This window comes from Staphylococcus sp. 11262D007BW (assembly GCF_053547815.1).
Genome location: NZ_JBPWPJ010000001.1, coordinates 2038813 through 2062691 on the forward strand (window position 1 = coordinate 2038813; position 23879 = coordinate 2062691).

General features: G+C 31.8%; 25 protein-coding genes and 1 pseudogene. 7 read left to right on the top strand and 19 right to left on the bottom strand.

Going from position 1 to position 23879, the window contains the following annotated elements; all coding sequences use genetic code 11:
* Positions 1-284: 284 nt before the first annotated feature.
* The 4 genes and pseudogenes from ACEE93_RS09920 (at position 285) to ACEE93_RS09935 (ending at position 1781) form a co-directional block, all read left to right on the top strand.
* Positions 285-626 carry an SAUGI family uracil-DNA glycosylase inhibitor gene (locus ACEE93_RS09920; RefSeq protein WP_449154444.1) on the top strand — a complete coding sequence of 114 codons (342 nt, stop codon included), beginning with the start codon at positions 285-287 and terminating at the stop codon, positions 624-626.
* A 92-nt stretch (positions 627-718) separates the two neighbouring features.
* Positions 719-1030: a DUF960 family protein gene (locus tag ACEE93_RS09925; RefSeq protein WP_449154445.1), complete on the top strand. Its 312-nt coding sequence runs from the start codon at positions 719-721 to the stop codon at positions 1028-1030.
* Positions 1031-1043: 13 nt separating this feature from the next.
* Positions 1044-1545, top strand: a pseudogene (locus ACEE93_RS09930) (DUF1643 domain-containing protein).
* Between the two features lie 14 nt (positions 1546-1559).
* Positions 1560-1781 carry a hypothetical protein gene (locus ACEE93_RS09935; RefSeq protein WP_449154446.1) on the top strand — a complete coding sequence of 74 codons (222 nt, stop codon included), beginning with the start codon at positions 1560-1562 and terminating at the stop codon, positions 1779-1781.
* An 80-nt stretch (positions 1782-1861) separates the two neighbouring features.
* On the opposite strand, the gene ACEE93_RS09940 is transcribed toward ACEE93_RS09935, so the two are convergent.
* The 6 genes from ACEE93_RS09940 to ACEE93_RS09965 form a co-directional block, all read right to left on the bottom strand.
* Entirely contained in the window at positions 1862-3088 is a 1227-nt protein-coding gene (locus tag ACEE93_RS09940; RefSeq protein WP_449154447.1) for a restriction endonuclease subunit S, read from the bottom strand.
* A 320-nt stretch (positions 3089-3408) separates the two neighbouring features.
* Complete coding sequence (locus ACEE93_RS09945) at positions 3409-3894, bottom strand: GNAT family N-acetyltransferase (protein ID WP_278198203.1); 486 nt, start codon at positions 3892-3894, stop codon at positions 3409-3411.
* Positions 3895-4156: 262 nt separating this feature from the next.
* Positions 4157-4654 (bottom strand): SRPBCC domain-containing protein, encoded by a 498-nt coding sequence (locus ACEE93_RS09950; RefSeq protein WP_449154448.1) that lies wholly within the window; start codon positions 4652-4654, stop codon positions 4157-4159.
* 107 nt (positions 4655-4761) lie between these two features.
* Positions 4762-5100: a winged helix-turn-helix transcriptional regulator gene (locus ACEE93_RS09955; RefSeq protein ID WP_196307551.1), complete on the bottom strand. Its 339-nt coding sequence runs from the start codon at positions 5098-5100 to the stop codon at positions 4762-4764.
* Between the two features lie 206 nt (positions 5101-5306).
* Positions 5307-5855 carry a Cap15 family cyclic dinucleotide receptor domain-containing protein gene (locus tag ACEE93_RS09960; RefSeq protein ID WP_449156536.1) on the bottom strand — a complete coding sequence of 183 codons (549 nt, stop codon included), beginning with the start codon at positions 5853-5855 and terminating at the stop codon, positions 5307-5309.
* Entirely contained in the window at positions 5848-6822 is a 975-nt protein-coding gene (locus tag ACEE93_RS09965; RefSeq protein ID WP_449156537.1) for a nucleotidyltransferase domain-containing protein, read from the bottom strand. Before ACEE93_RS09965 ends, ACEE93_RS09960 begins: the two co-directional genes overlap by 8 nt.
* 184 nt (positions 6823-7006) lie before the next feature.
* Here ACEE93_RS09965 and ACEE93_RS09970 point away from each other — a divergent pair, with 184 nt between their 5' ends.
* The 3 genes from ACEE93_RS09970 to ACEE93_RS09980 are packed head-to-tail and all read left to right on the top strand — an operon-like array spanning position 7007 to position 12786.
* On the top strand, positions 7007-8521 hold the full coding sequence (locus ACEE93_RS09970; protein WP_449156538.1) for a class I SAM-dependent DNA methyltransferase: 1515 nt from the start codon (positions 7007-7009) through the stop codon (positions 8519-8521).
* Positions 8511-9680, top strand: coding sequence for a restriction endonuclease subunit S (locus ACEE93_RS09975; protein WP_449156539.1), 1170 nt, complete (start codon positions 8511-8513; stop codon positions 9678-9680). The genes ACEE93_RS09970 and ACEE93_RS09975 overlap by 11 nt, the downstream gene beginning before the upstream one ends.
* The gene (locus tag ACEE93_RS09980) at positions 9664-12786 is read left to right on the top strand and encodes a type I restriction endonuclease subunit R (RefSeq protein ID WP_449156540.1); all 3123 of its coding nucleotides are present in this window, start codon (positions 9664-9666) and stop codon (positions 12784-12786) included. The genes ACEE93_RS09975 and ACEE93_RS09980 overlap by 17 nt, the downstream gene beginning before the upstream one ends.
* Positions 12787-12914: 128 nt before the next feature.
* On the opposite strand, the gene ACEE93_RS09985 is transcribed toward ACEE93_RS09980, so the two are convergent.
* From ACEE93_RS09985 to ACEE93_RS10045, 13 genes are all read right to left on the bottom strand, one after another.
* Complete coding sequence (locus ACEE93_RS09985; RefSeq protein WP_316053039.1) at positions 12915-13700, bottom strand: EcsC family protein; 786 nt, start codon at positions 13698-13700, stop codon at positions 12915-12917.
* A 149-nt stretch (positions 13701-13849) separates the two neighbouring features.
* Positions 13850-14344 carry a hypothetical protein gene (locus ACEE93_RS09990; protein ID WP_449156541.1) on the bottom strand — a complete coding sequence of 165 codons (495 nt, stop codon included), beginning with the start codon at positions 14342-14344 and terminating at the stop codon, positions 13850-13852.
* A gap of 15 nt (positions 14345-14359) precedes the next feature.
* Positions 14360-14647: a hypothetical protein gene (locus ACEE93_RS09995; RefSeq protein WP_105966005.1), complete on the bottom strand. Its 288-nt coding sequence runs from the start codon at positions 14645-14647 to the stop codon at positions 14360-14362.
* A gap of 24 nt (positions 14648-14671) precedes the next feature.
* Positions 14672-15547, bottom strand: coding sequence for a helix-turn-helix transcriptional regulator (locus ACEE93_RS10000; RefSeq protein ID WP_105966006.1), 876 nt, complete (start codon positions 15545-15547; stop codon positions 14672-14674).
* A gap of 208 nt (positions 15548-15755) precedes the next feature.
* A complete protein-coding gene (locus ACEE93_RS10005; RefSeq protein ID WP_107639744.1) occupies positions 15756-15956 on the bottom strand; it encodes a hypothetical protein in 201 nt (66 codons plus the stop codon).
* A gap of 14 nt (positions 15957-15970) precedes the next feature.
* The gene (locus ACEE93_RS10010; protein ID WP_449156542.1) at positions 15971-16471 is read right to left on the bottom strand and encodes a DUF1643 domain-containing protein; all 501 of its coding nucleotides are present in this window, start codon (positions 16469-16471) and stop codon (positions 15971-15973) included.
* A 13-nt stretch (positions 16472-16484) separates the two neighbouring features.
* A complete protein-coding gene (locus ACEE93_RS10015) occupies positions 16485-16796 on the bottom strand; it encodes a DUF960 family protein (RefSeq protein WP_105966009.1) in 312 nt (103 codons plus the stop codon).
* 95 nt (positions 16797-16891) lie between these two features.
* On the bottom strand, positions 16892-17230 hold the full coding sequence (locus tag ACEE93_RS10020; protein WP_037576898.1) for an SAUGI family uracil-DNA glycosylase inhibitor: 339 nt from the start codon (positions 17228-17230) through the stop codon (positions 16892-16894).
* A gap of 105 nt (positions 17231-17335) precedes the next feature.
* Positions 17336-19012: a cassette chromosome recombinase CcrC gene (gene ccrC, locus ACEE93_RS10025; RefSeq protein WP_449156543.1), complete on the bottom strand. Its 1677-nt coding sequence runs from the start codon at positions 19010-19012 to the stop codon at positions 17336-17338.
* 225 nt (positions 19013-19237) lie between these two features.
* Positions 19238-20857 carry a DUF5906 domain-containing protein gene (locus tag ACEE93_RS10030; protein ID WP_449156544.1) on the bottom strand — a complete coding sequence of 540 codons (1620 nt, stop codon included), beginning with the start codon at positions 20855-20857 and terminating at the stop codon, positions 19238-19240.
* Positions 20857-21225, bottom strand: coding sequence for a hypothetical protein (locus tag ACEE93_RS10035; RefSeq protein WP_449156545.1), 369 nt, complete (start codon positions 21223-21225; stop codon positions 20857-20859). Before ACEE93_RS10035 ends, ACEE93_RS10030 begins: the two co-directional genes overlap by 1 nt.
* On the bottom strand, positions 21218-22318 hold the full coding sequence (locus tag ACEE93_RS10040) for a hypothetical protein (RefSeq protein WP_449156546.1): 1101 nt from the start codon (positions 22316-22318) through the stop codon (positions 21218-21220). Before ACEE93_RS10040 ends, ACEE93_RS10035 begins: the two co-directional genes overlap by 8 nt.
* Before the next feature lie 210 nt (positions 22319-22528).
* A complete protein-coding gene (locus ACEE93_RS10045; protein ID WP_449156547.1) occupies positions 22529-23854 on the bottom strand; it encodes a DUF6038 family protein in 1326 nt (441 codons plus the stop codon).
* Positions 23855-23879: the final 25 nt, after the last annotated feature.

Genomic DNA, 23879 nt, shown 5'->3' on the forward strand with positions numbered 1-23879 from the left:
TGTGCAAGCACAATCCCAAAATCCCATTATTCTTTATAAATAAATAATATATAAGGAAGCAGAGACCCAACTCTATCATCAATACTTATAAATAATGAGTTGATTGTTCGTCAAAATGAGTGGGATTCTGGGATTTCCTTGTTACACCAACGTTTATCACGGGTTTTTATATGGAATTTTCTCTTATTCTCACCGGGATCCGTAATAAATGACAAATCAAATATATATTATCTCAATGATGTACATCAACTACATCACTATCACACTATCTAGGAGGCAATGATATGAAAACAATCACTCAAGAACTCAAACAATATATAACTCGTCTTTTCCAACTATCTAACAATGAAACATGGGAATGTGAAGCGTTAGAAGAAGCAGCAAAAAATATACTTCCTACTCGCTTTGTAGACCATTCTCCACTTGCTCACCTTACACTTGAAACCTATACCTACTACAATGATGAACTACATGAGCTAAGTATCTATCCATTTCTAATGTACGCAAATAAACAACTCATCAGCATTGGTTATCTGGATCATTTTGATATGGACTTTCTGTACCTTACAGATACTAAAAATATACTTATCGATGAACGTCATCTATTACAAAAAGGAGGAGAATAATATGAACTGGATTAAGGTCGCTCAACTATCTGTTACAGTCATTAACGAAGTGATTGACATCATGAAAGAAAAACAAAATGGAGGGAAATAGTATGAAAATCAATCGATACATCACAAAAGGCATTGGTGAACAACTATCTCTAGATCTTCAAATCTTACTTTGGAAGATGGTAAAAGAAAGAGATAATCAACCTCATCCAGATTACCTACACATTTTTAGACTGCAAGAAGATGAAAATATACTCTCAATCACACATGAACAAGAACAACCCGCATACAAATTGAAATATCATTATACAAACTATATAAAAAATCAAAACGCATTACCTAAGAAAGTCTACGTTATTCGTGAAGATGACGTAGACACTTTTTATTATGTGATGCTTTTGCCAGAAGAATACTAAAGGAGTGACGATGATGAATACAATCAAAAGTACGATACACACAGAAGCGGTTTTTAGCGATGATGAACAACACCGCTACTTACTCAAAAAGACATGGGATAACAAGAAACCGGCTTGTACTGTGATAACGATGTACCCTCATTTAGATGGTGTATTATCACTCGATCTCACAACTGTTCTTATCCTCAATCAATTAGCTAATACTGAACAATATGGTGCTGTATATCTAGTGAATCTATTCTCTAATATCAAAACACCTGAAAATCTTAAACATATCAAAGAACCTTATGATAAACACAGACATACATTTAATGAAAGCGATAAGTGAAAGTGAAACAATCATTCTAGCCTATGGTGCTTATGCGAAGCGACCAGTTGTTGTCGAACGTGTTGAGCAAGTGATGGAAATGTTAAAACCTCATAAGAAGAAAGTAAAGAAACTCATCAATCCAGTAACAAATGAAATCATGCATCCACTCAATCCTAAAGCACGTCAAAAATGGACATTGAAATAAAAGGAGGATTATCTATGAACTATGAAACCACACAGTCAGACTGGCGAACGGTTGCTAGTTGTTTAGCATCACATGATTACGTTTCAATAGTAAAAGGGTTAGTACACCAATTTACAGCGATTGAAGATGAGGAAATACTTGATAAAATATATAACGATTTTATGAATGATGACTCTATAACAACGGTACTTAACAATGATTTTCAAGATATTATCAATCGCTATTTAACAAAATGAAATGTATATTTCAATAAAACTAGAGCATCCTTCACTTTACGGTGAGGGATGCTCTCAACTTATTTTTTTGGTATTTTCAATTAACATAATAGGTCTTTATCAGTATCAAACGAACATCTTTTGTAGTAATCCTTTTTTCGTTGTTTTAATAACTCAATTTTATGTATCTGCTTATTAATCTTTCTATTAATTATCTGAAACAATCGTGCTATTTGTTTTTGTTCCTTTAATATTGGAATTAGCAACTTTATTTGTTCCATCTGTTTTCTTGACACTTCAGAAAATGTTGATCCTGCTCCTACTTTTTCAGCATTTCTTTTTAAAATACTCGTCATTGAATATAAAAAATATGAATCTAAATCGTTCTCTTTTGGCACTATTGATTGAAATCCTTGATTAGTAGTCGCTTCTTTAGAGAGTATAGCTGTTTTTCCTATGCCTGCTCTTGAAGTAAATAACACTGTGCCTATTGGAAGCATCTTTGCTGAACTTTTTTCTAGTCCTTTTTCAGTTATTCTTCTTTGACTAGTACTCACAAATTCCTTATCTCCTATTTCAACTGGTGAAAACCAATTTATATCGCCATCCCAATATTCACTTTTTTTCGTACTCGGTGTTCCTCCACCTACAATGTTGGCGATATTACCTAACTTCTTCATTTCCCAATTGGGATAATTATTTCCATTTTCATCTTTAAATCTTAACTCTTGAGAAAAAATCTTTTGTATATAGCCTTTCTTTTGTTGTTCTAATAATTTTAATTTTTTCTCTTCTAATTCAATATGTTGGTCGAGTTTGCTAAAAAAATACCCAATCTTTTCTTGTTCTTTAATTGATCCTTTGTATAATCTAATATTTTTTACTAACTCCCAATCAGCACGTGGCATTTTTGAACCTGCGGATTTGTTAGTCACACTGCTAAATCTATTGGTTTGTATAAAATAATAAAGAAACTTGTTAACTAGGACATCTTTATTTAGTGTGTTTAACACCCATATTTCCGATGAACATACACCATCTATTGTGGCATAGTAGTATTTATTTAAATAAGGTCTTAGCTTGCTATATAAGACATTACCCTTTTTAAATTTATTCTTTTGACTTGTAAAGTCATTAGATATATATGTATCAAGTAATCGACCAGTATTTTGCTCGATACTGTCTAATTCAATATCTTTTGTAGCTTCTTCTTTTTTAGGATCAAGTTTTTTACTTTTGTTAGTTACAACATCACTCAATAAATCATAAGACCATTCATTTTTAAATTCTGGAAACCTGAGTTTTGGAGTATTAGTTTGTTCAATCATATTTTAACACTCCTAGTTTTTTATTGAGGCATATATTGATTTCTGATTTTACATTATGTATGTTTGCTCGTTCATAGTCTAAGCTCTCAAGTTGTTGTATTACTTCATGTTTTATTACATATTCATTTTGATAAGCCATTCATTTATCCATCCTAAAACTTAATCTTTCTTTAAATATATCAAAATTTAGTAATAATTAATATTGGACGCGTTATTTTATACTAGATAAATAACGAACTTTTTTTTAACATAGTATATTTATTACTTTTTATCTGTAAATCCGACTAATAATTTTACTAAAAATCACTTAACTTGTAACGTTAATTTAAGTCGTAAAGTTTTTTCTCCATTCTTACTATACCTTCCTCATCAGCAATACTAACTCCATCCTTGAAGTTATAGCCAAACTTCTGATAAAAAGGAACTGCAGTAATTGAGGCTGGTATCTCTATCCGGCTAGCTCTCTTATAAAACTCATCGTCTTCCAATGTATTAATAATAAGTTTTCCAACCCCTTTACCTTGGTATTCAGGTAAAACAAAAATAGTGAAAAAACTGCTCTCTGTTGGACTATCCCAATAAGGACCAATTGCACCTGTGGCAATGATAGTCTCCTCATCTCTAAATACATAAAAGTGAGTCCAAGAAGCTCTTTCGATGATTGACGACACAGTTATATTCTCAACATCTTTTACCAAATCTTCTTTAGAATAATCGGAGATGTTCGTTTCAAACATTGCTCGATGAATCAACTTAACAATTTCCTCAGCATCCTTTTCTTCAAAATGTTGAATATTAATGCCCATAAAATCATCTCCCTTGCTTTTAAAAATACTCTTTGCTAAGTATTCATCTCGGCCTTCTTTTTCTACATAATATTTTTTAATTCAAATATAATAAACTATTGATCAAGCATAAATATTTCACAATACATTTTATTAATCATTAAAAAAGATTAACTATAGTAATCAAACGCGCCGAAGACAGTTACTTAGTGGAATATTTAAATTACGTATAAAAAATAATCGCCCGATTCGTAGTAGTGAACTACAGGATCGGGCGTTTTTGTTATTGTGAAAATTTTGCGAGGCAGTCTAACCAGTCTTGATGCCCATTAATCATAGGATGCTTCTCGTCTTGTGCCATTTGTTGTGCTGGTATGCCAATTTGTGATTCTTGCGTTAAAATTCTTAATCTATTTTGTGGTAATTTTTCGATTAGCCATGCGTGATAGACGTCTAAGAAGTCATCTCCTGTAGAATTGTTCCAACCATGCCAAGCGATACGCGCAACATTTTCATTGATGATGAGTTCTTCAACTTTCGCTTCTATATCAAATCCAAATGTTTTAAATTTGAAACGTGTATCTTGTTGTAATTTAGACGATGTTTGATGATACATATGAATATCACTACTATTTTTATAATATTGTTCCCATTTTGAAGTATCGATAAGATTTTCTATAACAGTTTCAAAACTTAAATCTCTTACTATTATTTCATTAGAAGCAAAATTATCAGTAGTACCTGGTAACCATTTTTGTGGCCAAATAATTTCATTTAACATATTATCTCTCCTATTTATTAAAGTAGAGATAAATATATCACCGTTTAATTTCCTTGAGAAGACTGCACTTTTTTGTAAGTTAGTACCCAAAAAGTAACTATACCCGTTTAATAATTGCTATGTTGAATAATAGAATCTCCCATATATTCTTCTCCCCAGTTACACATTTCATTTAAAATAGTTTCTAAAGTCTTACCATACTCTGTGATGTAATATTCTGTCTTAGGAGGCACTTCTGGATAAATCACTTTTTCAATAAATCCATCTTGTTGTAACTCTTTCAATTGTTGGCTTAACATCTTAGCTGTAGCTTGAGGTAATCGCTTTTGTAATTCATTAAATCTTAATTTACCATCCAACAAATACCATAGAATAATCGGTTTATATTTACCTCCTATTAAACTTATAATCGCTTCTACAGGACAATTAAACAATCTTTCTTTCATATTTAACCTCTCCTTTCCCCCACCTACTTATGATAACTTTCACAAAAACATAACAGCAATTCTCATAAACCTCATACGTTCCGATACGTTCAAAATCCCTTTACGAAGCGGCTAAAAAAACCGCATCATTTATGATATGCTTCTCCTTATTAGTGATATTGCTAAAAATACCAAAATAAAATTGAATTTATTTTGGTATCAATACTTTATTTTAGTTTTTTGAGTCTTAGATCACCTGTGGTTTCGGCTCCAGTCCAATACTTTCCAGTCAATTCATTTTCTCCAACTATTAATCTTGTTGTTCCTCGATTAATAGGATTTTTCTTTTCGAATTCGGCTTTTGGATTTGTTATATAAGTATAGTACAATATATTTTTACCATGTTCTTCAATAATATCTGCTGTAATACTATTACTAGTAATTTCATCGCTTCTTAATTCAATATTTACTGTTAAAAAAGTTTGTTTTATTTCCACACTTACCTTTTTAATTCCACCTTCTTCATAAAAATATCTGAGTGTTGCCTCATAATCTCCTGATATATCAGCCTGCTTATTAAATATACGAAACAATTTCCACTTCCACATAAACCTTTCATACCCTATAGTAATAAATGCTGATATTGTTACAGCATAACTTATGATATGTATCCATCCTATTTGCCATACCGTACATGATACTATAATTAGTAACAAGAAAAAGATTCCTGTAAACCATCCTGTTATTTTAATCAAATGATTTATTTTGTCATTCATATTTTTCCTCACCACTATATTCAAAATAATTCTTTACATCTAGAATAAAATTTTTATAAACATTATTTTTTTCTTGAGAATCGCATAAACATAGAATGTCATTAGGTTCTTTAAATTCACTTAATTTATCTATATTATCTATTAAAAATGCAATTAATGTATTAAATGTATCACCTAACTTTTCATCATTGCTATATTTGTAATCCGGTATGTTCCAAAACAAACCTTCAACTCCAAATGAAGAAGTTTGTTTCGCGTTTCCATTTTTACTATCTATTAATTGATATCTTATTTCCTTTATTATTCTAACCATCTTTTTATATTTATAATTTGTATTGTTATTTTTTATAACACTATTATTTATATGCTGTTCCGGATAATTTATAATTCGTTCACCTTTATCTGAATAAATTGTGATTCCTTCAATGAAATTATTTGGATCATCCATATAATCATTACTATAATCTCTATATCTAAAACAAGGTACACAATCTGTTTCTTTACGGTAAGTATTGCCATTGATTCTAATTGCTTTATTACCTCTTCTTACCTCACTTCTTCCAAATCTTTCAATCAAAGCTTCTTCTACTTCATCTTTAAAATGATACGGAGGATTATTACTAGAAACAAATTTATAATTTTCTCTAGTTTTACCTTCCCTATATTTATCAAAAAACTCACTTTCTTTTACCACTGCAATATCAACGTCACTATTTTGTCTTACATTGGTATTTGTTGCATACGAACCTTTCACAAATATACTTAGTTCATAATCTTTCGATGGATTAGTCATTTTAATTTGATATGATAGCGTATCTTCATTGTTTCTACGTATACCCATTTTTGTTTCATACCCTAATGATTCCAGAGATTCTTGGATAATTCTTATTGCATTTTCACACTTTTCTTTTTCAGATTCTGACAATGGTTTAGAATATAATTTTAACTGTTCTTCAGTAAATAACAAATTTGCTCCCCCATTCGTACTCAGTTTAACTACATAATAATCTATACTTTTATAATTAGCTACTTAATATTACTTAAATAATACAACAAACAATATTTTTCACAAAGAAAATCACAAGAAAAGTCACATAAAGACTTAATATTTGCTATATTTGTATAAAGGATAATATAGAGGTGGAATATAAATGGCAACTATAGGATTTGAAGAAAAGTTATGGCAAGCTGCAGATAAATTACGTGGGAGTATGGATGCTGCAGAATACAAGAATGTAGCGTTAGGTATTATATTTTTGAAATATGTGTCTGATTCTTTTGAAGAAAAGTATGAAGAATTGAAAAATGATGAATATGCAGACGAAGAAGATAAAGATGAGTATTTAGCAGAGAATATTTTCTGGGTTCCTAAAGAAGCACGTTGGCAATATATTAACGATAATTCAAAGAAACCAGAAATCGGTCAAATTATTGACAAAGCGATGATAGCAATTGAAAGAGAAAATGAGTCTTTAAAAGGCGTGTTACCTAAAGATTACGCAAGACCTGCATTAGATAAAGAAAAATTAGGCGATATTATTGATCTATTTACATTCAAAGTTGGGGATTCTGAAAGTAAAAAACAAGATGTTTTAGGTCGTGTTTATGAATACTTTATCGCAAAATTTGCGAGCGCTGAGGGTAAAAATGCTGGGGAATTCTACACACCTGCTTCAATAGTTAAATTACTTGTTGAAATGATTGAACCTTATCAAGGTAGAATTTATGACCCTTGTTGTGGGTCGGGCGGAATGTTTGTACAAAGTGAACATTTTATCGAACGACATCAAGGCCGTATAGATGATATTGCTGTTTATGGTCAAGAATCTAATCCAACTACTTGGAAATTAGCGAAAATGAATTTGGCTATTCGAGGTATAGATAATGATTTAGGTGATCATCATGCAGACACATTTCATAATGATTTACATAAAGATTTGAAAGCTGATTTTATATTGGCTAATCCACCATTCAATGCAAGTGATTGGGGACAAGAAAAATTATTAGATGATTACCGCTGGAAATTTGGTATTCCACCTAAAGGCAATGCCAACTATGCATGGATTGAACATATGATTTCTAAACTTGCCCCAAGTGGTACAGCAGGATTTGTTTTAGCGAATGGTTCAATGTCTACAAGTGGTAAAGATGAATTAGAAATACGTAAAAACTTAATTGAACAAGACTTAGTTGAATGTATAGTTACATTACCAGGCCAACTATTCTATTCAACTCAAATTCCAGTATGTTTGTGGTTCGTGACAAAAAATAAAGCTAAAAACGGTAAGAATGAACGACGTGGAGAAGTACTATTTATAGACGCTAGAAATATTGGAAGTATGGTATCAAGAACATTAAAAGAATTCTCAGATGATGAAATAAAAGATATAGCAAATGTCTATCACTCATGGCGTGGTACAAGCCATAATAAATATGAAGATAAAGCAGGTTTCTGTAAAGTAGCAAAGACAGAAGAAATAAAAGATAACGAATATATCTTAACACCAGGACGTTATGTAGGATTAGCAGAAGTAGAAGAAGATTCAGAGCCATTCGAACAAAAAATGGAAAGAATCACAGCAGATTTAAGTGAACAATTTGCGAAATCAAAAGAACTCGAAGACCAAATCCGAAAATCATTGGAGGGATTAGGTTATGGAGTTTAAAAAGGTTAAATTGAAATTTGCAGATTTTATTGAATTGAAAAGAGGATATGATTTACCTTCAAATGATAGAAATAAAGGATGTATACCAATAATTAGTTCATCAGGTAAGAGTGGTAATCATAATATTGCAAAAGTAAAAGGACCAGGTGTTATAACTGGTCGAAGTGGTTTAATAGGAGCTGTTCATTATGAAAGTGCAGATTTTTGGCCACTGAACACTACTCTTTATGTTAAAGATTTTAAAGGTAATAGTCCCGAGTATGTTTATTATTTTCTTAAAAATATGAATCTAAAAAATTTTTCAACAGGTAGTAGTGTTCCAACTTTAAATAGAAATCATTTGAATAATATAGAAATAAGTATTCATGACACATTCAAACAATTAAAACAAATAAAGTTATTAGTAGATATTGATAAAAAAATAGATAACAATAAGCAAATAATTGAAAATCTTGAAGAACTTTCACAAACACTATTCAAACGTTGGTTTGTTGATTTTGAATTCCCAGATGAAAATGGAAATCCATACAAATCAAGCGGTGGAGACATGGTTGAGAGTGAATTAGGTGTGATACCTAAGGATTGGAGTATACAAACTTTAAATGATATATCTGAAAGTTATAATACTAAAAGGAAACCATTATCAAAGTTAGAACGAGAAAAAGTTGCATCAATTTATCCTTATTATGGTGCGACTAAAATAATTGATTATGTAGATGACTATTTATTTGATGGTAAATTCATACTTGTTGGTGAAGATGGTACTGTTCAAACAGAAGAAGGTCATCCTTTTGTGCAGTATGTTTGGGGACAATTTTGGGTTAGTAATCATGCTCATATTTTGAAAGGGAAAAATTTATCAGATGAAGTGTTAATGCTAATATTAAATAACATTGATATTCAACCTTATATTACTGGTGCTGTTCAGCCTAAGATAAGCAAAAAAAATTTAAATAGCATTAAAATAGTAGTAGGTAGTAAACTTATATATGGAAAGTTTGATCAGTATATAAACACTTATTATAAAAAAATTCGCGAAGTTCATGATGAAAATAAATATTTAACCCAACTCCGTGACACATTACTACCTAAATTAATGTCAGGTGAAATTGAGATACCTGATGACATCGAGGTGAATGAAGATGAGCTTTCAATTTAGTGAAGATGATTTAGAACAGGTTGCATTGAAGTGGTTTGAGGGTCTTGGTTATTCTGTTAAGAATGGTCGAGATAGTGGTGAAAATGGGATTATTAATGAACGGGAGAGCGACAAAGATGTTGTGCTTGATGATCGTTTGGAAGCAGCTTTAAGACGTATTAATCCTGAACTCAATAATAGTGCTATTGAACAGGCTATACGTGAAATTTCTATTGAGAAGTCTCCTAGTTTATTAGAGAATAACCGTTCTTTCCATGAAATGATTACAAATGGTATTGAGGTTGAACACTATAATAATGACGGTGAGACGATTAATGATTTGGTATATGTATTCGACTTTGATAACCCAGGAAATAATGATTTTTTAGCGGTTAATCAGTTAACTGTTGTAAACGGAGATTATAAAAAGCGACCTGATATTGTGTTATTCATAAATGGATTACCAGTAGTGGTCATTGAACTGAAAAATTCTACAAATGAATCTGTTGGTATTGAAGACGGGTATCATCAGTTAGAAACTTATAAAATGAGAATTCCACAATTATTTAATCATAATGCAGTATTAGTGACGAGTGATGGTGTTAATACAAAAGCTGGTTCTTTAACTGCTGATTATGATCGTTTTATGACTTGGCGTACTAAAGATGGAAAAACTGAAGATTCATCAACGTTTCGCAGTTTAGATATATTGATTCATGGTATGCTAAATAAGGAAGTACTATTAGATTTAATTCGTCATTTTGTTTTGTTCCAAGATGACGGTAAAGGACATATAGTTAAAATATTAGCTGCATACCATCAATACTATGCAGTGAATAAAGCTGTTGATCGTGCTATGGAAGCAACATCTGAACATGGAGACGGCAAGGGTGGCGTTATTTGGCACACACAAGGTTCTGGTAAGAGTTTGACAATGGTCTTCTTCTCAGGAAAGTTAATTCAAAAATTAAATAATCCAACATTAGTGGTCGTAACAGACCGTAATGACTTAGACAATCAATTGTATGGTACTTTTGTTAAGTCCAAAGGACGCTCAGGTAAAGGATTATTAAGACAGACACCTAAACAAGCTGAATCACGAAAAGAATTAAAAGAACTATTATCAGTAGAATCAGGTGGTATCGTATTTACAACTATGCAGAAATTCGAACCTGAAGAAGGACAAGCGACAATGGATGCTTTAACAGACCGTAAAAATGTAGTTGTTATGGCAGACGAAGCACACCGCACACAATATGGTTTCAAAGCAACTTACGATGAAAAAGGTGAAGGTATTAAATATGGTTATGCAAAATATTTAAGAGATGCTTTACCTAACGCTTCATTTGTTGGCTTTACTGGAACACCTGTATCTTCAACAGATAAAAATACACAAATGGTATTTGGTAATTATATTGATGTATATGATATGACTCAGGCTGTTGAAGATGGAAGTACGGTTAAAATTTATTATGAAAGTCGTATTATCCCATTAAATTTACCAAGCGATTTAGATATTGATGAAGCATATAATGTCATTACCTCTGGCCAAGAAGAAGATACTAAATCTCGATTGAAATCTAAATGGTCACGTATAGAAGCACTATCTGGTGCAGAGCAACGTATACATGCTTTAGCAACTGACATTATTAATCACTTTGAAACAAGGCAGAAGGCAATGAAAGGTAAAGGTATGATTGTCACAATGAGTCGTCGTATTGCAGTCGATTTATATGATGAAATTGTAAGGCTAAAACCAGAATGGCATTCAGACGATGATGACAAAGGTGTTATCAAAGTGGTTATGACAGGTTCATCAAGCGATCCTCAAAACTTCCAAAAACATATAGGTCCGAAAAAGAGAAGAAACCTTCTAGAGAATCGCATGAAAGATGTTAATGATGAATTGCAACTCGTAATTGTACGAGACATGTGGTTAACAGGATTTGATGTACCTTCAATGCATACAATGTACATAGATAAACCGATGAAAGGTCACAATTTAATGCAAGCTATTGCACGTGTTAATAGAGTATTTAAAGATAAACCAGGCGGCTTAATTGTTGACTATGTAGGTATTGCTGAAAGTTTGAAGGAAGCGCTAAAAGAATATACGGACTCTGATAGAGAACAAACAGGTATAGATACAGAAAAAGCACTTGAAGTTATGTTAATGAAATACGATATCATTCAAGATATGCTGTATAATCACGACTATTCTGATTTTGAGTCAGAAGATCAATTAAATCGATATAATGCTATCTCAAATACGATGGACTATATCATTGGTTTAGGTGAGAAAGAAAGAGAGCGATTTATAAAAACTGTGACAGAGCTTTCTAAGGCATTTGCATTATGTGCAACAGAGGAAGCTGCTCAAGAACTGAACAGTGAAATTGCATTTTTAAAAGCAGTAAAATCTGGACTTGTTAAATTATTAGCACCACCTAGTAATGGAAGTGAGCGTAAAAAGACTCCTGCAGAAATAGAAGCAGAAATAAATCAATTAATTTCAAAATCAGTGGTGACTGAAGAAGTTGTAGATGTATATCAGACACTCGGAATTGAAAACCCAGATATCTCAATATTGTCAGATGATTTCTTAAAAGATGTAGAAGGACTACAGCAAAAAAATGTTGCAGTTGAGTTGTTAAACAAATTACTTAAAGGACAAGTTAAGTCATTAATGAAAACAAATGCTACAGTGTCTAAGAGATTTTCTGAGATGCTAAGTAAATCAATACAAAAATACAATAACCGTTCTATTGAAGCTTCAAAAGTCATAGAAGAATTGATTCAAATGGCGAAAGAAATAAATCAAGAAAAACAAAGAGGAAAAGACTTAGGTCTAAGCACGGAGGAAATTGCTTTTTATGATGCATTAGCCTCTCATGAAACTGCAAAAGAAGCCATGGGTGATAAAGAATTAAGGGCTATTGCACATGAATTAACAAAAACGGTCAAGAATAATATGAGTGTAGACTGGTCAAAACGTGAGAGTGCAAAGGCTAAAATGAGAGTCCAAGTAAGACGACTATTAAAGAAATATGGGTACCCACCTGATCTTCAAAAAATGGCTGTAGAACAAGTTGTAGAACAAGCAGAACTAATGGCTAGCCAACAATAAAAATAAATTAACCATAGCATCCTTCACCGCAAAGTGAGGGATGCTATGATTTTATATAAAAAGGACCTACATTATTTTTTGAATGATATAGACTTTCGAAATAGATATTAAATATTAAATGTTAATTATTATAATTGTTGATCTATTACAACGCCTTCACCTTCAATAATTTTAATATCCCTAGCTTGTTCCTTAGTAGAATAGTTGATAGAATTGCTCAATTCATTTTTTAATTTTTTACCCATCGGTTTAAGAGAAGCAAAATTCATGCCTCCAGATACAACGCCACCTACAATTGGAATTGCCTTAGAAACACCTTTGGCAAAGGTATCCTTTGTTAGTTTAATACCAAATGTCTTTAGAACCTTTTTTAAAATCGGGTAGTATACTGTCTTAGTCAATGCTTTTCCAGGAATGGATTTGAGAGCTTGAGTAGAAGCTTGTTTCGATAATAATCTAACAGTAGAACCAGCAGCAGTTACACCTAGCATTACCCCTAAATAAATAATTAACATATTTTTAGATTCCTCACTAAGCTCACCACTATCGTTAAACAAATCATCAAGCCCATAAATATAAGACAGTTCTTGCGCTAGTTTTAATGCAAAACCATAAAACTGTACCATATCTGCAGGTATAGTTGCAGCTAAAGCAATGCCTCCAGGTAAACCAGTCATAAATGAGGCGCTTGTAGATTTAATTAATGCATCGTTGATAGCTCTATTAGCTACTTTATCCAAATCTTTTTTTGATACAAGTTTTACTGGTCCGTTTTCAATTAATTCATTCATATCAATGTTATAATCCGAAAACGCTTTTAGTAAAAATTCCTTTCGTTTTACTTTAACAAATGGTAATTTTACTGCTTGTTCGATAACTTGTAAGGCTTTACTTTCATCATTTTTTTGTTCCAATTTTATTTAACCCCTTTATATTATTTTTTAGTGTGTTTAATTTATAAGTGATTCAACCATTCCACTATTGTTAAAAAATCAATCTAAATAATAGTAAACTATACTTAAGTTATTAGTTATTGTAGTTAAGAGTAAACGTCCTTTGGTGGTTACACCTTTATGATAACTGGCCCTCCTAAAGTCATTTTTATAGTTTCTTCTAGCTCTTTCCCTAAAGGACCTTTAATAGCCATAAAACGTTTATATTTAAAATTCATAAACTCAATTCCTAGAAGGCTTAGCAACAGACTTCCACCCCTCATCGCAGACAAACCTACTAATACTCCCATTAATCCCTTATTACTTAGTTTAAATGTGTTTTTGTTAAATATAATGGTCAGTCCTATATAATCTTGGTAACTTGTTTCTTCAATGATGACTAAATAGTTACCTTTATGACTTGTAAGGTAATAAGATATAATTTTTGCTTGACCATTAAATCTTTTTAGCAATCCAGGTTTAGTTTTATTGGCATTTTTAAGAATATCATTTTCATCAAGCACTTCTACTTCTTTACTAAAGTTATAGTTATTATTCAAAGAGAGATCTTTTAAGTCATTTTCAAAAGCATTTAAATCTTTATTTTTATAATAAGTAAATTCCATTTATTATACCCCTCATTATTTTTCCCACTTGTTAGTTTCGTTATTGTAAGTATACTTTCTTTCTTCTAATAAGGATTTAGTCGCAACATAGATGTCATAAACTCCATCGTCTTTGTGTTTTTCATACAATTCTATTAATTCTTGATCAGAACTATCTTCCAACATATCTCTCATCATACCTCTATCTCCTGTTGTTTCCCAAATTGCACTAACTGCCGCACCAACGGTAGTCAGTGTTACATATGCAGCGCCTCCTATTCCTTTTCCGATTCCCTTGCCAATAGTTTTTATAATTTTATTCATAATTTTTATTCCCTTCATCATTGTTTATTTTTGAATACGTTGCTTTAGATATATTGATTGAAGAAGTAGCAGTTCATCAATCACTATTTCTCTTAAATCTAGTGGAGATATAATACGAACTTGAGACCGATAATTAAAACAAAGTTGGATCGCTTCATAAGGCAACATATCTTCAATTGTAACTACTATTAAATTTTTGAAGTACTTCTCAATAATATAGTTTTCATAATATAAATGAATATCTTTCCAAATGTCTTTAGTCATTTCTAACGTAACTTGCGTACGTTCATCAGTAATATCTTCTTCTTTAAAGGATTTATTTGAGGTTTGAATGTTTAAATGACCAACATTTGTTCTTAGTAAATGCCCTTCCATCAAGTAGGTTAAATAAAAGCCATAGTTGTTATAGTTTAATGTAATAGGGAGTATGTTTTCGTTATCTTTCAATAAATAATTTTTTGTATTAATTGCCTGTGTAGTTATAGCTAGATTACTTACCGAAGGTATATCGCTATCAACTATAAATTTATCAAGATACTGATATAATTCATTTTGATGGTTTGAATGGTGTTTATTGATGAGCTCCTTTAAATATCGGTAGAATGGATAGCTAATAGTGGGCATGGTGACGTATAATTTTGTCAAAATATCATACATATAATACAGATTTTCATTTTTATCATGATTTATCGTGTAACTTTCAAAATCATAATCATATTTCACTTCATATTGAGTATCCAGCCAGTGTTCTGATTCATATAAGAAATTTCTTATATCATCGATATCTCTTTGAATCGTTCGTGTACTCGTGTTTAACATTAATGCTAATGACTTCTTATTCACTTTTTTATTTTGTAACAAACGATGGTAAATCGTAAGTATACGAAAAGCACGATCCAATATGACACCCCCTTTGAATTACATTTTATACAATAGGTTTGTCGAAATATGTCACTCTCTATAGAAAGCGTTAATTATTTAAAAGTTTTATTTGAGGTTGAGTTCTCTTTATTTTAGAGGCCTTTTAAAAAAGAGGTGTTTTTTTGAAATGTGAAGTTGCCAAAATATGTCTTTATCTGTGTTTTTATTAGTGAATAATCATTCCTAACTATGACATTTTATCGATATATCTTTGGACGAGTTGATTTAAATCGTCATTCATAAAATCATCATAGATATTATCCAATATTTCTTCATCTTCAATTGCTGCGAAATGATGTACTAGTCCTTTTACTATTGAAACGTAATCATGTGATGCTAAACAATTAGTAACTGTTCGCCAGTCTGATTGTGTAGTATCATGGTTCATAGATAATCCTCCTTTTATTTCAATGTCCATTTTTGACGTGCTTTAGGATTGAGTGGATGCATGATTTCATTTGTTTCAGGATTAATAAGTTTCTTAACCTTCTTCTTATGCTCTTTAAGCAATTCAAATACTTGCCCGACCCTTGCTTGAACATTCGGCTTTTTGGCATATGAACCCCAAGCAAGTATTACGATATCGCTATCAGAAGCAGCTTTCATAATATGAATGTCGCTGTGTTTATCATAAGCCTCTTTTAAGTGTTTTAGGTTTTTAGGAGTAGTAATATTTGAATAAAGATTAACAAAGTGTACCGTACCAATATCTTGTTGTGATAGTTGATTGATAATGAGTTGTGTAGTGAGATCGATGTTTATAATACCATCGTAGTTTGGATACATTGTGATGACTGTAGCAGTCTTCTTACTATCGTTCCATGTCTTTGTTAGTAAGTAGCGGTGAGTTCTCTTTTCGTCAAATATTGCAGTGGTGACAAGTGTATTTGTGATATTTTCCATTGATTTTATCTCCTTAGTATTCTTCGGGTAGTAACATTACATAATAAGAAAAGTCTACATCGTCCTCTCGGATGACGTAGACTTTACTAATGTTTACCTGATGATTGTCATTTGCTTTTGTATATTGAAAGTATTCGGGATTTTCTTGAGTATGTCTTATAAAAAGCTTTTGTTGATGCATAATAAACTGAAAGATATGAAAATAGTCCAAGGGTTCTTGTTCGTTCGATTGGTTGGTATCTTTTTGTAGGACGAGGTCCCATATTTGATGTTGTAAGGTGGGGGATAAGTTATTGGCAATACCACGTGTAATATATCTATTCATAAGCGTTTTCCCTTCTTTCTGATTCTTTCATCCAAGTTATTATTTCACTTAGAACTGTAATGACTAGTTGTGTGATTTTGATGTATTTATGCATATTATTGTCCTCCTGTTAGTAAGTATCGTTGATCCAAAAGGGGCATGATAGTGTTGTGTAGGTATAAGAAATCCATATCGTGATTTTCATCGATATAACCAATGGCTATGAGTTGTTTCTGATGGTAGAGGATGAACGGGTAGATATTACTTTCATGAAGTGTATCAGAGTAGTAGGTATAGGTTTGAAGTATTTTATTACTGAGTGGGCCAAGTCTTACGTATTGATCAGGTAGAATATCATCAGCGACTTCCTCGATGGATTCACATTCCCACTTTTCTTCCTTTGGCAGCTTGAATAAGTTGGTTATATAGTGCTTGAGTTGTTGTTCCAGTGTCATAATTATGACCTCCTAATGTATTGGTTTGATGTAGTCATGTGATACATCATTTAGATAATATATATTTGATTTTTATTTCATTTCTCTCACTTTTTTCACTAATAACTAAGTGGTAAAAGTGGTGATTTGGTCGATGAAATAATTCTTTCGACCGTCTATCTCGAATTGGAATTTGGGCATAAAAAAAGACCCCCAATCTTTTTTCAAAGATTGAGGGATAAGACTTTCGTCAATTTTATACCTTACAAGTTTTACTTGTTTATCTGTCGTAATTTCAATAGAGTCAATCAACATCTTCATAAGTTGATTTTTTGCTTCTGGTGTAGCTTCTCTCAAGTAGATACTAAATCGGCTAATCATCATGGTTAAACGGCTTTTAAGTTTATCAAAATCAGGTACTTCAGCATGTGATTCCCTAGCTTGTTGCGTTTCTTTAATTTGCTTATCTAACATCTCTAGTTGTTCATTTATCTGACTTTGTTTTGCTTTTAACATTTCGCTATCCATTTGATCATCTAAGAACAATTCTAACAATCGTTCTTGTTGTGTTTTAAGCTTAGCTTTTTGTTTTTCTAAACTATCAATGTCATATTTAATTTCTGTTTGGTTACTATGCTTTTGTTTCAGTTCTTCTATCACATTTGATGCAATCTGCTTAATAACATCAGGTTGTGAAAGAATACGATTCAAATGAACATTGATTACGCGTTCGACGACTTCAGCATTAATCGCATTACTATGACAGGCAGAACTTCCTGAGCGGTTGAATAATGAACAAATGTAATAGCGTTTGATTGTCCGTTCTTTCGACTTTTTCGTTTTATAATAAGTCCGACGACATACCATATTATTGCCACACTCTGGACATTTAATGAGCCCACGAAGGTAGAAATCTCCACCAATAGGTCTGCCCGGTTTAAAACTTTTAGAAGCTAATTTTTCATGAACTTGGTCAAATACCTCTTCACTTATAATGGCTTCATGTTTACCTTTGACCAATATCACATCACTTTTATCACTTTTGCCACTTCTGCGCTGTACAGCCCAGTTTTGATGGTTATTGAATCTGACATAACCTTTATAGACTGGATTATTCAAAATATATTTAACACCACAAACTGAAAATGGCTTTTGATTAATAGTACGATACCCCTTTTGATTCAGTACTGATGTAATGGCTTTGAGGCCTTTATTATGATTCAAGTATAAATCGAAAATTTCACGTACGATATTAGCTTCATTTTCATCGATAACCAAATCATTTTTCTGTGTAAGTGGATTGAGTTTCAACTTGTAACCGAGCACTCTACCTGTAATAGCCTCTCCACTACGTGCTTTAGCATTCATCGACATTTTGACATTACTGATCAGTGTTGAACGTTCTATTGACCCTATCAACCCAAACATTGTAACGAGTACTTCTCCAGAAGCATTGGATGTATCAATATTCTCAGAAATTGATTTATAACCTACGTCATGCTCTTTGAATTCATGAATAATATTAAACACGTCTCTCATTGAGCGAGAAATACGATTCAATTTCCAACTTAATACCATTTCAATTTTATTATCCTTAACATCTTGTAATAGACGTTTCATTGCCGGACGACCTTCAATATTTTTACCTGAAATGCCTGAGTCAGTATATGTCTCATAGTCATAACCCGGGAAATTTTTCACAACTTCTTTGATGAGCACTTGTTCTTGTTCATGGATTGAATATCCACGTTCAGATTGCTCAGATGTACTTACACGTGAATACAGTGCAATTTTCTTACTCATAACGTACCGCTCCTTTTATTAGATTATTGCTACAGACTATCGGTCTTGTAACATCATATGGATAATATATATTTATAACTTCGTTTCATTTTTATCACTTTTACTACTTAATAATATGAGTACTACAGGCACTTGCCTGTAGTACATAATTAGTCTTACTTACCTTTATTCACACGTTCTTCTATAATAGGTACAAGCACTTCTACAAATGCTTCAATTTGTTCATTATTCATCGTCAAAGTCCTCCCAACCTATGTTCAAATCATCTTCGTATAAGAACTCATCATCTGTTACATTCTCATTTTTATCGAATGAAATCATGTCATCTTTTTTATCAGTTTCTTTCCATCCTAAATCGACCCAATACTTATAACCATTATTTAGTCTACTTTGTACATTAAAGTTAGCTTGTACCAAATCATTAATAACTTGAGAGCTTACTTTAATTTCGTCTCTAATAACCTCATTTAGCTTAGACACTTTGATACGTGATCCTGGTTTAATTGCTATAAGTTTTCGTAGTAAATTAATACATGCTTTCTGATTTGCAATACTGACTGATTTGTTAGAAACAAATTCATATCCAAAATTTAACCAGTCGTGAGTAATTTCAGTGACACGACTATTTTCAAGATATTCGATATCTGCTTCTACAATTTTTTGATACACATACATCAAGTAAAGAAAGATTTCTTTCTTCTCACTCATGAGTTTATCAATTAGTGAAGTATCCGCTTTTTCAACATAATATTCACATGGAATAACATTAATTCGACGCTCCAAAGCTTTCGCATGTTCAGCAGGAAAATAAAGTACCGCATTTGTACCAAAAACAAGTTTCAAATCCAAAGTGACCTCCACTTGAGTTTTTCCTTTACGATCAACATGCATTGATTCTACAGATAATAACTTTTTGAAGTCATTTACAGTCTTTTCTTGAATCCTAGATTTTCCAATTTCATGACTTGCCATTAGACTTTTGTCAATTAAACTTTCTTTGTCAAAGCGACCTTCAAGCTCATTAAGTGCCTTAGACACAATATCTTTACTATAGAAAAATGATTTAACTAGTTCAATATATACAGATTTACCATTCTTAGCTCCACCGTATAATATGAGACCCCTACGGTATTTAGTATTAGCTGTAAGTAATACTGCTGTATGTTGGAAAAGAAAATATTGTAAATCATGGTCATAATTCGCAAGTTGTAACATATATTGGTTAAAATAAGGCGGTATCTTATCAGTAATTACATCATTTGTACTTAATGATAAATTCAATCGTGTTTTTGGGAAAATATCGATTGAATTTTTAACGACTTGAAACGTATTAAGATCGAACATATTTTCACCACAACCAATATAGTGCTCATTCTCAACAAGTTCTTCTACATCTGTTGATTTTTGCAACCCATCTACGACATTTCTTAGAGTGCTTAGTGAAGGCTTATAATCTACAAGCAATACTTGTATCATTTTAGATATCAAGTCTTGTAATTCATCTCCATTTATCTTTTGCCACCCGTTATCTTTGAAAACAAACAATTCTGAATTAAAACGTTTGATATGAAAAACCTTTATCATCATTTCCATGAGTACGGTGTCATTGGGATTCTTCTTAATACCAAAATAGCTATAGATGTTAGGTCGATAGTCCGTATCTTTTGAGATATTAAGTCGTAACTGATCGATAAGTTCGTTATACACGGTTTCACCTTGAGCCGTTTCTTCTATTTCATTGTCATTATTAACAGGAATAGTTAGGATAGCAATCAGACCTTGACGGTCGATTGCCTCCTTAGCCTCACTTATTATTTTTGTTAACATTTCGAATATACTGCTCATTATAATATTCCTCCAGTTTCATTTAATGGTGCTACATCGTGTACATAATAATTACCGTTATATTGACCAATATGGATTAAATTCATTCTATCAATGTATGGTTCATACGTGTCATGACCCACGCTATAGTTGCTATGATTCTTTAGCCAATCATTTATTGACACCTGTTTAGCTGTCGCATGTGTTGAAATATTACGATTCACGTATACAATCTGATTGTTCACTTCAATTTCATACGTGAATTGGTGTTTTACTTCACCTGAGAAATCTGTTTGGCTCACAGAATGTAACGTAGCTACATATATATTATTTTCTTTGAGTGGTGTACTACTTGGAATTTGTAGGCTTTGTCCTCTATCATTATTCATGGTCTACGCCTCCTATTTCTTCCACTGTCACATGTGCAAATTCACCATTGAACAACTGGTTAGCCGTATCTTTCATTAACTGACCCACATTTTGTGCAATTTCTTCATCTTCACATTCAATCATAATCGCATCGTGTATCGGTACTATAATCTTGAACTTTTTTTGTTCGCACTGTGCTTTGTACACTTCCAACAAAATGTGCTTGAAAACATAACTCGCTACCGTTTGTACGTATATTGCCATGATACTGCTACCTTGAAATGCGCTCATATCATGCTCAATACCATACGGCATAGGCATGGAGTTACTCTTTTCGAGGTGCTTCTTAAGTTCATTGACTTTTGTAAATTTGCTGACTGCATCCAACCATTGCACTTCACTTACATATTGATTCAGCTTGAATTTAGGACTATTGAAGTTGCCACCAAATAGAAACGAACCAATAAATGCACGTTTAACAAATACTAGTAGCTCATCTGATAAGCCTAATTCACTTAGCAATGCGTCATACAGTCCGTCTTTCTGATTTAAAAAGTCAATCAGTTTTGAATCTTGAGTCATGTACGCAACAACCGAAGGTTCAAATGAGTTGAAATCGATTGTATACACCTTCTTAAATTTTGAAGGTAAAATCGTATGTTGAACTGCTTTAGGTAAGCCTTGAAGATTAAAATTTTTAGTTGTAATTCGATGTGTTCGTGTACCAATCAACGATAATTGCGTATATAATCGATTCGTACCACTTAATGCCTGTTCTAACCTTTCAAATAGCTTTTCGATCTTATCAGAATGTTCATCATTCTTGGCTCTTTCAAGCATTGTTGCTTTGATATCCGGTAATTTATCGATATTAAGCGTAATAGGTTCTGATTCAATCTCTTCCTTTAATGCTTCCAACCCTTGATGTACTCCCACGTATTGGTCTAATTTAGCTTGTTCACCAGCTAAAAGTGCATTATATTTTTGATCTAACTGCTGACTGAATTGTTGTTGTAATTGTTGAACGTCATCTTGGTTAGATGATTTGTCCATTAACCATTGCTGTATTTTGTTACTCTGAGTCAACGACATCAGTTTGTCTCTTGTCTCCATGTAAATCTTCTCCTTTATGGTTGAAAGTGGCGCGCTCACTTTCAACTTAAAATTTGTTCAAAACGTTTTGACAAGACAATCTTAATACTAAATAGAGGTCGTTGATGAAGTGGCAAAAAAATTCAAAAAAATTCCCACCAAGCAAATAAGCTCAATCCCTTTATATGAGGGATTGAGCTTACCAATTATTTATTAATTTTCTACTTAACTTCAATTAGAGCTTTTTCGGTTATTCCTTCTTTTTAACAGTTGATTCTTAAATTGCTTCATTAACATTGCCATTGGGATGTTATTTTCGTGCGTCTTAGTCACTTCAATTTCATTATTATAAGCATTATAAAATGATTTATATTCATTAATATAGCCATTTTTCATATCATTATAATGTTCAGTCTTATTAATGTATCGGTCTATCAATGTTACAACTTGCTGCATATCATCCATAAAATATTGGAACATTTCATTGCCTATGTGTGAATGATTTTTCTGATTTAATACTGCTGCAGAATGAAAGTCTAATCGTTTACGTAACTCTAGTAAATGCTTTCTAATTTGTTCATCCTCATTAAAAAACTCAATATTGTCATTAATGACCTTTATCTTATTATCGAAGTCATATTTTTTAGATTGTTTATTTAAGTTTTCCTTTTTGTTAAGCTCTTTATCTATCATTTTCGATACATCTCTAAGGAAATAATGCTCCATATCTCTAAATGTTTGTGTTCTATGATGAGGTTTAGCATTTCTCATTCCCCATCCATCCGCAGCTCTTTGAACTTTATTTAGTATCTTAACTAATAACCAATCTAATTGTTCATTTCTATCATATATAAATGCTTTCTCTTCATCTATATCTTCTGTTATTACATTATCTATTAATTGATTTACAAAATAATTATATCTAAAGTCATTTTGACTTGACTTTTCACTCGTTTGATTATGTTCATCAATTCGTTCATTATATTTACTTTCTGAAAATGTTGAGTATACAACTTCATGTATAGCAAAAGCAATTTTATCACTTAATTCCACTTGTTTATCTATTGGTAATTGACTCATTACTTCAGAAGCTAATTGTAACTTATCGTTTATTTTACTGCCTGAATCAAACACCTTTTTTACATCTTGATATGCTTTTTGTGCATGTATATGTAACCTTAATGGTTTAAATTCAATTTTATCTATATCTTTCTTAATGTTTTTAATAAAATTTGCATATTGGTTAATATCAATATGCCCTATCGCTTCTTTTCTCAACCTTACATCTTCATCCGTAATTGCTTTCGGTATATTATCATCTGTCATATTATTTAATAAGACACATAATATATCAAAAGCAACACCGTTGAAACTATATGCAGCTCTTTCGCTCTCGCCAGAATTTTTTTGGAATTTCTTCATATCAACCTTATAAATATCAACTAATTTATCAATTCTTTTCTGTAATTGAGCTTTATTTTTAAGACCTAAAGCTTTCTCAAGATCTTTTTTTGTATATGTTTTTTGAATTCTTTCTCTAAAAGTATTTTTCGTCATAATCTCATCTTTCCTTTTACTTTGT